Genomic DNA, 10728 nt, shown 5'->3' on the forward strand with positions numbered 1-10728 from the left:
CGCTCGTCAGACCGCTGTCGTTTCAAAGTCCAAGCCTGTTTGTCAAGGTTATAGGGGGTTTGGGAAGTTGGGGAATGGTCGCAGGAGATCCTCTTTCAGTATGTGCTGTTGAGCGTTTCTCAAGACAGCTCCTGAAAATTGCAAGTCCCGGCAGCAAATGCCTGGAGATGGGCGGTTGCAGCAAGGGAATGCAGACTGTATGGATGTGCGCCGATCCATCCGGCGTAACAACGCCGACACGAAACGACAACAAGACTTACGAGTGGTATGGCCCGACTGGTATTGAAATTTGGCGGGACTTCGGTTGCTGATCTCGATCGCATCCGCAATGTGGCCCGTCATGTAAAGCGGGAAGTGGACGCCGGTCACCAGGTGGCGGTCGTGGTTTCGGCAATGGCCGGCCAGACCAACAAACTGGTCCAGTTCTGCCGAGAGGCGTCGCCGCTTCACGATGCAAGAGAATATGATGCGGTTGTTGCTTCCGGTGAACAGGTAACGTCCGGTCTGCTAGCGATCGTCCTTCAGGACATGGGCGTTAATGCCCGCTCCTGGCAGGGATGGCAGGTGCCGATCAAAACCGATGAGAACCACGGTGCAGCCCGGATCCGGGAGATCGATGCCGGTTTCCTGTGCGAGCGCCTGGAACAAGGGCAGGTTGCCGTACTGGCCGGATTTCAGGGTATCTCCCCCGACAATCGCATTGCGACACTCGGGCGTGGCGGGTCGGACACCAGTGCTGTCGCCATTGCTGCGGCCATCAAGGCTGACCGATGTGATATCTATACCGATGTCGACGGGGTCTATACGACCGACCCTCGCATCGTTCCCAAGGCGCAGCGTCTCGGCCGGGTTTCGTTCGAGGAAATGCTCGAAATGGCGTCTCTAGGGGCAAAAGTTCTTCAGGTGCGTTCCGTCGAGATGGCCATGGTCCACGGTGTTAGGACCTTTGTCCGCTCCAGCTTCGACGATCCGGAAGCATCTCAGGTCGGCGCTGACGGCCTTCCGATTGGTACTCTAATTTGCGACGAGGATGAACTCGTGGAACAGCAGGTTGTCACCGGCATTGCCTATGCCAAAGACGAAGCTCAAATTTCAATTCGTGACGTGGCTGACAAGCCGGGTGTTGCCCAGTCCGTGTTTGGTCCTCTGGCAGACGCGCACATCAATGTCGACATGATCGTCCAGAACATTTCTCCTGACGGAAAGACCACGGACATCACTTTCACGGTTCCGGAGGGTGATTTTGACCGTGCCAAGAAAGTGCTGGATGAGAACCGCGGCGAGATCGGTTTTCAGGCTCTTGAAGGGGCGACCGACGTGGTCAAAGTCTCTGTCATCGGGATTGGCATGCGTTCTCATGCCGGGATCGCTGCGCAGTGCTTCAGCGGTCTTGCGTCCAAGGGCATCAACATTCGCGCCATCACGACATCGGAAATCAAAATCTCCGTCCTGATCGATTCCGCCTATGCAGAACTTGCGGTCCGGACTCTCCATTCGCTATACGGGTTGGACGGATAGCATTTTCTGCAAGAGATCACTGATCGGGATCCTTACGGGAACTTGCAAGAAGCGGGATCAATCGGGGGCGCAATGCGCAGCAACCTAGCCGGACCGCGCCTGTTGCTCCGCCGGCTTCGTGAAGTCATGGCGGAGCCAATCACGGCGCAAGAGCGACTCGACAAGATCGTTGTGCTGATCGCGTCGAACGTGGTCGCCGAAGTCTGTTCCGTTTATATCTTGCGCGCCGACGGTGTTCTTGAACTCTATGCAACAGAAGGCTTGAACAGGTCTGCGGTCCACAATGCGTCACTGCGCGTCGGGCAAGGGCTCGTCGGGCTGATCGCTGCCGAAGCGCGCCCGCTTAATCTTCCCAATGCCAGCGCTCACCCGGGTTTTGCGTATCTGCCTGAAACGGGTGAAGAAGCCTATAATTCATTTCTTGGTGTGCCAATTCTCAGGGCAGGCCGGACCCTTGGCGTTCTCGTCGTACAGAACCAGTCCCACAGGACGTATCTGGAAGACGAGGTTGAGGCTCTTCAAACAACGGCCATGGTGATCGCCGAAATGGTTGCGGCAGGCGAGTTGGAGGCGATTGCCCAAAAAGCCACCGGGCTTGATTTGTCACGGCCGATCACTGCCAATGGTGTCGGACTTTCCGAAGGTGTCGGACTTGGACATGTGGTTCTGCATGAACCGCGTGTCGTCGTTACCAACCTGATTGCGGAAGACACGGACACGGAAAAAAGCCGCTTGGAAGCTGCCATCAATCGATTGCGGCTCTCTATCGACGATCTTTTGGCAAGTGGAGAAATCGCTGCAACGGGAGAGCATCGCGAGGTGCTCGAGGCTTACCGCATGTTTGCCTATGATCGCGGTTGGATCAGGAAAATCGAAGACGCGATCAAGAATGGCCTGACGGCAGAAGCTGCCGTCGAAAAGGTGCAAAGCGACACACGAGCCCGGATGTTGCGCCAGACGGATCCTTATCTGCGCGAACGACTTCACGATCTGGATGATCTAGCACACCGTTTGATCCGTGAGTTGATGGGGCGTGAACACGGTCCGGGCTTCGACGAGTTGCCGCAGGATGCCATTATTGTCGGGCGCAACATGGGTGCTGCGGAGCTGCTTGACTATGGTCGCGACCGCATTCGGGGCCTGGTGCTGGAAGAAGGCGGGCCGACCAGTCATGTGACCATCGTGGCGCGTGCGCTCGGTATTCCGATGGTTGGTCTGGTGGATGACATTGTCAGTCTGGCGGATGGCGGCGACGCAATCATTGTCGATGGCGATACTGGCGAAGTTCATCTGAGACCCGCTGCGGACCTGGAAAATGCATATGCGGAAAAGGTGCGGTTCCGGGCACGCCGGCAGGCCCAGTATCGCAGGCTGAGAAACAAGCCCTCGGTTACACGCGATGGTGTCGAGTTCTCATTGCAGATGAATGCCGGTCTGCTGGTCGATCTTCCGCATCTGGAAGAATCTGGAGCGGCTGGTGTCGGACTGTTTCGAACAGAGCTGCAGTTCATGGTTGCTTCATCGTTTCCGCGCATGCGCGAGCAGCAACAGCAATATTCCCAGATCCTGGACGCGGCCGGCGGCAAACCGGTGACCTTCCGGTCGCTGGATATCGGCGGCGACAAGGTGCTTCCCTATCTGCGTTCGATCCAGGAAGAAAATCCTGCCATGGGTTGGCGTGCCCTTCGGCTTGGGCTGGATCGACCAGGCTTGCTGCGAACCCAAATTCGAGCCCTCCTGCATGCAGCCGCCGGCCGGGACCTGAAACTGATGTTTCCGATGGTTGCGGTCGTTGAGGAGTTTTTGGAGGCAAAGTCGCTTGTCGACAAGGAAGTGAAACACTTGCGGCAACATGGCCATGCGACGCCGGAAAATATCCGGTTGGGTGTTATGGTCGAAGTGCCTTCGCTTCTGTATCAGCTTGAAGAACTGATGGATTGTGTCGACTTTGTCTCGGTCGGCTCCAATGACCTGTTTCAGTTTTTCTGTGCGGTTGATCGCGGCAATACGCGTGTCGCGGATCGTTTCGATACTTTGGGCGTCGGCTTCCTGCGCGCCTTGAAATCCATTGCAGACGCCGCACATAAAGCTCATGTCCCGGTGACATTGTGTGGTGAACTCGCAGGACGCCCGCTTGAGGCCATGGCCTTGCTCGCACTCGGCTTTAAAGATCTTTCGATGTCTCCAGCCTCGCTGGGGCCGGTGAAGGCGATGTTGCGAACCGTTGATGCGGGGCGCTTGTCTGCTCGGTTGTTGCCCAGGCTGGAGCCGGGCCACAATGACAGGAGCATCCGGGACGTGCTGCAGCGCTTTGCTGCCGAAACCGATGTTGCTCTTTAGCACGATCAGTCTTAACTCATTCCCGCATTGGGGTTTCAGGAGAATCAGCGCGTATGCTGGCGCGTCACAAACTTGATAATTTGCTGGATCGTTTTGCCGAAATCGAACACACGATGTCGGCGAATCCGGACCCTGCTGCCTATGTCAAACTATCCCGCGAATATGCCGGACTTGAGCCCCTTGTTTTCAAGATCCGGGCCCTGATCAAGGCGGAAGACGAATTGTCCGACGCTGAGGCATTGATGTCCGATCCGGAAACGGATGCAGAAATGCGTGAGCTGGCTGAACTGGAATGCAGTGAGCTGTCAGCAACAGTGGAAACTCTGACGCAGGATGTACGCATTGGTCTGCTGCCAAAAGACGAAGCGGACACGAATGACGCCATTCTGGAAGTTCGAGCTGGCACCGGCGGAGACGAAGCTGCTCTTTTTGCAGGCGATCTCTTTAGAATGTACCAGCGTTTTGCAGAACTCCAGGGCTGGAAGGTCGAAGTGCTTTCTGCCAGTGACGGAGAAGTTGGTGGTTACAAGGAAATCATCGCTTCCGTTTCAGGTGACAGCGTGTTCGCGAAACTTAAATTTGAATCGGGCGTGCACCGGGTGCAGCGCGTACCGGCAACGGAGTCTGGTGGCCGGATCCATACATCGGCGGCAACCGTCGCCGTGCTGCCACAGGCGGAGGATGTCGACGTCGACATTCAGGACAGCGATCTGCGGATTGATACCTTCAGGGCCTCGGGCGCAGGTGGACAGCACGTCAACACCACGGATTCTGCAGTGCGTATCACACATATGCCGACTGGTATCGTCGTGGCCGTGCAAGATGAGCGCTCTCAGCACAAGAACAAGGCTCGGGCGATGCAGTTGCTCCGGGCTCGCATATATGATGAAGAGCGGGAACGGGCTGCTAGCGAACGTACTGAGGCTCGCCGTCTTCAGGTCGGGTCCGGCGACCGCTCGGAGCGAATTCGGACTTACAACTATCCCCAGGGGCGTGTCACCGATCACCGCATCGGCTTGACCCTCTATAAGCTGGATCAGATCGTTGCGGGTGAAGGCCTTGGCGAAGTGATCGATGCGTTGATCGTGGATCATCAGGCAAATCTGCTGGCATCGGAAGAAGCCTGACCATGACAGTCGGCCAGCTTTATCGGCAGGTGCGCGACATGTTTCGGGATGCAGAACTGGACCTGCCTGCACTCGACGCGAAACTGCTGGTGAGCGCTGCACTGGGAATCTCGATCTCTGATTTGATGCTGCGTGGCGACGATCCGGTAAGCGATACGAATTCTGCTACAGCGCAATCTCATGCCGCAAAGCGCCTTGCCGGCATGCCGGTCGGGCGGATCCTGGGGGAAAGAGAGTTCTACGGCAGGCGGTTTCTCATGAACCCGGCAACGCTGGAACCGCGGCCTGACACAGAAGTTCTGATCGATGCGGTGATCACACTGAGCGTTCCCAGCGAGGAGCTGTTGATTTGCGATATCGGTACCGGAACCGGGGCCATTGCGGTGACGCTTCTTGCGGAAATGACAAGATCCAGGACGGTTGCCGTCGATCTATCCCTTGAAGCGCTCTTATGTGCTTCGGAAAATGCAGAGCTGCATGAGGTATCTGATCGGTTTTTGCCACTTTGTTCAGATTATGCATCCGCGCTTGAAGGTGCGAAATCCGGCGTCTTCGATTGGGTGGTGAGCAACCCGCCCTATATCCGTACTGAAGATCTTGTAAGGTTAAGTCCGGAAGTCACAAAGCACGATCCTGTCTTGGCTCTTGATGGCGGCGAATCCGGATTGGAAGGATATGTGCGAATCATCGCGCAAGCCGAAATGCTTCTCAGGTCAGGAGGGCGAATCGCACTCGAAATTGGCTTCGATCAAGCCGACGCCGTTGAAAAACGGTTGCGTCATCATAGCTTTGGAGCAATTGAAATCGTTAAGGATCTTTCTGGAAACGACCGAGTGCTGCTGGCCTGCAGGCGATAATTCTACGGTTTTGATCCAATAGCGAAAAAGCACTTGGAAAACTCGACGGAAACGGTTAGGTTCCAGTTGCCGAGACCGGAGATGTGATCAGCGTTCAGCGGGGCATAACGCATCCGGCAGCGTGGGGACTGACGCAAATTTAGCGCCAAGGAATCCGTTGCGTATCGGACTATCCGGTGTTTTCGGACTGTCGAGGAAAAAGACAATCGCGTTGGCCAGTGGCCTTTAACGCGCTGCGTATGTTTTCAATGACAGCCGCTAACCAGCATTGTTGGTTTCGGTGATGTATTTCGTGTCGGTTTTAAACAATTCCGATGTTGGGTCAGCGACAGTTGACCGCCGTTCCGCAAGAGAAAACGGCAGGATGAGACCAGGAAATCAAAGCAATAAGCGTATGCGCGGAAGGGGCCGCAAAGGTCCTAATCCGTTAACCCGGACTTATGAGTCTAACGGTCCAGATGTGAAAATCCGTGGCACAGCGATGCATATTGCGGAGAAGTACCAGCAGCTTGCACGCGATGCTCAGGCATCCGGCGACCGTGTGATGTTCGAGAACTACAATCAACACGCCGAGCACTATCAGCGTATCGTGGCTGCAGCGCAGCCGCAGCAGCAACCTGCCGCACAACAGCAGCAACAAGCTCGCAACGAAAACGAAGATGCGCCTGATGCCACTCAGGCCAATGGTTCCGGCCCTGCAAACGGGTCGGAAAGACCGGCGCAGCAGGAACGAGCTTCTGCTGATGGTGACGTTGTCGATGCAAACAGCCCGCAGCCCTTTATCGAGGACATGCCGGTGATCGACCAGGAAGGCAAAGTCAATGGTGCCGGTCAGAAGGCCGAAGCCGACGATGCCGACTCGGAAGAAAAGCCGCGCCGACGTGCCCGTACGCCTAGGTCGCGCGCTCCTCGCCGGAGTGCTGGCGATGACGCGACTGCCGAAGCTTCAGCTGACGCCAGCGCGGACGCGCCACAGGCAACTGCAGAGGGTGCTGAAGAAGAGCAGCCGAAGCCACGGCGACGGACAACGCGCACTCGCCGGCCCAAAGCGACGGAAGAAACTTCTGCAGAAGCCGGTGCTGGCGAATAGACCACTGACGACAATAGAACTCTTGGAACGGCGCTTCATTGGAGCGCCGTTTTTCTTTTGTCTGCGGATTTTGTCACAGGGGACTTTTGTGATGAAAATGCAACACTATATATGAGTGGCAGTTCGAAAATAACTGTGCGGATGCCTGATTGCAGGGTCCGGATCCCAAGACGCTCTCCACGCTTCGGGTGGTGCGGGCGGATAGGAGGTTGAATATGAACTTTGAAAAATACACTGAGCGTGCCCGTGGCTTCGTCCAGTCCGCTCAGACATTTGCGTTGGGGCGCGGTCATCAGCAGTTTACTCCCGAACACATACTAAAAGTGCTTCTGGACGATCCGGAAGGTATGGCAAGCGGACTGATCGATCGGGCAGGCGGTCAGTCAAAGGCGCTGAAAGGTGACCTTGAAGGCGTGCTTGAAAAAATGCCCAAGGTTTCAGGCGGCTCAGGTCAGCTTTACATGGGCCAGGCGACGGCGCGCCTGTTTGAACAGGCTGAACAGATTGCCGAAAAAGCTGGTGACAGCTTTGTTACCGTAGAGCGATTGTTGCTGGCGCTTGCCATGGACAGTGGCAGTGAAGCCGGCAAGCTGTTGAAACGTCACGGCGTTACGCCCAACGGTCTGAATGAAGCGATCAATCAGCTGCGTCAGGGTCGGACCGCGGACAGCGCAACGGCAGAAAACCAGTATGACGCTCTTAAGAAATATGCCCGAGATCTGACGGCGGTTGCCCGGGACGGTAAGCTTGATCCTGTTATTGGGCGCGATGAGGAAATTCGTCGCACGATCCAGGTGTTGTCTCGACGGACCAAAAACAACCCCGTTCTGATCGGTGAGCCAGGCGTAGGCAAGACGGCAATCGCTGAAGGGCTCGCATTGCGTATTGTCAATGGAGATGTGCCCGAATCGCTTAAGGACAAGCAACTTCTCGCGCTCGACATGGGCGCTCTTATTGCCGGGGCCAAATATCGCGGTGAGTTCGAAGAGCGCCTGAAAGCGGTGCTGTCGGAAGTTGAGGCAGCCGCTGGCAATATCATCTTGTTCATTGACGAAATGCACACGCTGGTCGGAGCCGGAAAGGCCGATGGCGCGATGGACGCTTCGAACCTGCTCAAACCTGCGCTGGCGCGAGGCGAGCTTCACTGTGTGGGTGCGACGACGCTCGACGAGTATCGCAAGCATGTTGAAAAGGATGCAGCGCTTGCCCGTCGTTTTCAGCCCGTCTTTGTCAGCGAGCCAACCGTTGAAGACACTGTCTCGATACTGCGTGGCATCAAGGAGAAGTACGAACTCCATCATGGTGTTCGGATCACTGATTCTGCCGTTGTTTCAGCAGCATCGCTTTCCAACCGCTACATCACTGACCGGTTTTTGCCCGACAAGGCAATTGATCTGATGGATGAAGCTGCAAGCCGGTTGCGTATGCAGGTCGACTCCAAGCCTGAAGAACTGGACGAATTGGACCGCCGGATCATTCAGCTGAAGATCGAGCGTGAAGCCTTGAAAGTTGAAAGCGACGAGGCGTCCAAGGATCGGCTCGCCAAGCTGGAAAGAGAGCTGACGGAACTTGAGGAACAGTCGCAGTCACTTACGAACCGCTGGCTCGGCGAAAAGGAAAAACTGAACCTTGAGCAGAAAATCAAGGAGCAACTCGAACAGGCGCGTATCGACCTGGAAATTGCACAGCGAAGTGGTGATCTGTCGCGGGCCGGTGAGCTTGCCTATGGCGTGGTCCCGGATCTTGAGAAGAAGCTGAGCGATGCCGAAGCGTCCGAAGACAAGGACGCCATGGTGGATGAGGCCGTTACGCCCTCGCATATTGCGCAGGTTGTTTCCAAATGGACCGGCATTCCAGTCGATAAGATGCTGGAAGGCGAGCGGGAAAAGCTGCTGAGGATGGAAGATGTTCTTGCCGGGAGAGTGATCGGTCAGGCAGAAGCCATTCATGCGGTCTCGACAGCCGTGCGCCGCGCGCGGGCTGGTCTTCAGGATCCCAACCGGCCGATCGGTTCTTTCATGTTCCTCGGGCCGACCGGCGTCGGCAAAACGGAACTTACCAAGGCATTGGCGAGTTTCCTGTTCGACGATGACAGCGCGATGGTTCGCATCGACATGTCGGAATATATGGAGAAGCACTCCGTGTCTCGGTTGATCGGTGCGCCTCCGGGATATGTCGGTTACGAGGAAGGCGGTGCTTTGACCGAAGCCGTGCGACGACGCCCGTATCAGGTCGTCCTTTTCGACGAAATCGAAAAGGCGCATGGAGATGTCTTCAATGTGCTGCTTCAGGTGCTTGATGATGGGCGGTTGACTGACGGCCAGGGACGCACAGTCGACTTCCGCAACACGCTGATCATCATGACGTCGAACCTTGGCGCTGAGTATCTTGTGAACCAGCCGGAGGGCCAGGATACGGATGCGGTGCGCGATGAAGTCATGGGCGCAGTCCGATCTCATTTCCGACCCGAGTTTTTGAACCGGTTGGATGAGATCGTCCTGTTCCACCGTCTGCAGAGGTCGCAGATGGCTGATATTGTCACGATCCAGCTTGAGCGGCTTCGCAGTCTGCTCAGCGATCGCAAGATCACGCTGAATCTGGACGATAGCGCCCTCGGCTGGCTGGCGCAGAAGGGGTACGACCCGGCATACGGAGCCCGGCCGCTGAAGCGTATTATCCAAAAGGACGTTCAGGATCCTCTGGCAGAAAAACTGTTGTCCGGAGATGTCATGGATGGGCAGACTGTAGATGTTTCAGCAGGTGCGGACCGTCTCCTGTTTCAGGTCGCCGGTTCTGAAATCGTCGCTGCCTGACGGAGGTTTCGTTTCGAGCTGAAATGAACAAAGCCCGCGGAAGCAATCCGCGGGCTTTTTTTGATCAAAGCAGACTTTCCGGATTTAGTTGACCGCAGCAACGCGGGAAGGTTTGCGGGCGCGATCAATCAAAGTGTCGACACGGTAGCGCTCAGCTTCGAATGCTGTGCGCATTTCGCCATCGAGGGTACGGCCCTTGGGAAGTTTGATCCGCATCGGGTCCATGTAACGCCCGTTGACAAGAACTTCGTAGTGCAGGTGAGGCCCGGTCGAAAGACCTGTTGAGCCGACATACCCGATAATCTGACCCTGGGTCACGCGCGCACCTTCGCGCACGCCCTTGGCAAAGCCGGTCATGTGATTGTAGGTGGTGGTATAGCCGTTAGTGTGACGCAGCTCGATCCGGCGTCCGTAACCTGAACTCCAGCCGGCCTTTTGGACCGTCCCATTGCCTGCTGCCATAATCGGCGTGCCGCGCGGTGCAGACCAGTCCACGCCACGGTGCATTTTGGTGTATTTATGGATCGGGTGACGGCGCATGCCGAAACCGGACCGGAACTTGCCGCCATTGAGCGGCTTGCGGATCAGGAATTTCTTTGCGCTCTGACCCGAGCTGTCATAAAAGTCCATGATGCCGTCGTCGGGTGTGCGGTAGCGATAGAATTCTCGCTTGGTGTTGCCAGTATTCAAAGCAGCGTAGAGGATCTTTGGCGCCGCATTTGCGTCGGACTGGGTGAAGAACAGTTCCAGCGCATCGCCTGGCTGCACTCTGGCGTTGAAATCGACGTCGAAAGAGAACATCCGCACCAGATCGTTGATGATTTCCTCCGGCAGCTCTTGTTCGAGCGCAGTCTGATAGAGACTGTCATAAATGGCCGGTGTCGGACCGCCGTATGAAACGCGGTCCGCTTCCTCGAACGCGCCAGCCAAAAAGGTGCTCGGCTCCTTGGCCTTGATGTAGCTTCCGCTATCGGACCGGGCAA

Annotated in this window: 7 protein-coding genes (1 of these 7 cut by a window edge); 6 read left to right on the forward strand and 1 reads right to left on the reverse strand. The window is 56.4% G+C overall.

Features of this window, described 5'->3' with window-relative positions; translation table 11 throughout:
- Positions 1–267 precede the first annotated feature (267 nt).
- From K1718_RS04290 to clpB, 6 genes are all read left to right on the forward strand, one after another.
- Positions 268–1518 (forward strand): aspartate kinase, encoded by a 1251-nt coding sequence (locus K1718_RS04290; protein ID WP_152499719.1) that lies wholly within the window; start codon positions 268–270, stop codon positions 1516–1518.
- 72 nt (positions 1519–1590) lie between these two features.
- Positions 1591–3858: a phosphoenolpyruvate--protein phosphotransferase gene (gene ptsP, locus K1718_RS04295; RefSeq protein WP_152499720.1), complete on the forward strand. Its 2268-nt coding sequence runs from the start codon at positions 1591–1593 to the stop codon at positions 3856–3858.
- 53 nt (positions 3859–3911) lie between these two features.
- Positions 3912–4985 carry a peptide chain release factor 1 gene (prfA, locus tag K1718_RS04300; protein ID WP_152499721.1) on the forward strand — a complete coding sequence of 358 codons (1074 nt, stop codon included), beginning with the start codon at positions 3912–3914 and terminating at the stop codon, positions 4983–4985.
- Positions 4986–4987: 2 nt separating this feature from the next.
- Positions 4988–5842, forward strand: a complete 855-nt coding sequence (gene prmC / locus K1718_RS04305; RefSeq protein ID WP_265679625.1) for a peptide chain release factor N(5)-glutamine methyltransferase — start codon at positions 4988–4990, stop codon at positions 5840–5842.
- Between the two features lie 364 nt (positions 5843–6206).
- Positions 6207–6932 (forward strand): DUF4167 domain-containing protein, encoded by a 726-nt coding sequence (locus K1718_RS04310; RefSeq protein ID WP_418068106.1) that lies wholly within the window; start codon positions 6207–6209, stop codon positions 6930–6932.
- Between the two features lie 215 nt (positions 6933–7147).
- Complete coding sequence (clpB, locus tag K1718_RS04315; protein WP_265679623.1) at positions 7148–9745, forward strand: ATP-dependent chaperone ClpB; 2598 nt, start codon at positions 7148–7150, stop codon at positions 9743–9745.
- Between the two features lie 84 nt (positions 9746–9829).
- On the opposite strand, the gene K1718_RS04320 is transcribed toward clpB, so the two are convergent.
- Positions 9830–10728, reverse strand: the 3' end of a protein-coding gene (locus K1718_RS04320; protein ID WP_209006818.1) for a M23 family metallopeptidase. The gene runs 988 nt beyond the window's last position; 899 of the gene's 1887 nt are visible here — the last part of the coding sequence; its start codon lies off the right edge, out of view; it ends in the stop codon at positions 9830–9832.

Source organism: Roseibium porphyridii, assembly GCF_026191725.2.
Classification (GTDB): Bacteria; Pseudomonadota; Alphaproteobacteria; order Rhizobiales; family Stappiaceae; genus Roseibium; species Roseibium porphyridii.

Coding starts and splice junctions, on each gene's coding strand:
- K1718_RS04290 (WP_152499719.1), top strand. CDS start 268: ATGGCCCGACTGGTATTGAAATTTGGCGGGACTTCGGTTGCTGATCTC.
- ptsP (WP_152499720.1), top strand. CDS start 1,591: ATGCGCAGCAACCTAGCCGGACCGCGCCTGTTGCTCCGCCGGCTTCGT.
- prfA (WP_152499721.1), top strand. CDS start 3,912: ATGCTGGCGCGTCACAAACTTGATAATTTGCTGGATCGTTTTGCCGAA.
- prmC (WP_265679625.1), top strand. CDS start 4,988: ATGACAGTCGGCCAGCTTTATCGGCAGGTGCGCGACATGTTTCGGGAT.
- K1718_RS04310 (WP_418068106.1), top strand. CDS start 6,207: ATGAGACCAGGAAATCAAAGCAATAAGCGTATGCGCGGAAGGGGCCGC.
- clpB (WP_265679623.1), top strand. CDS start 7,148: ATGAACTTTGAAAAATACACTGAGCGTGCCCGTGGCTTCGTCCAGTCC.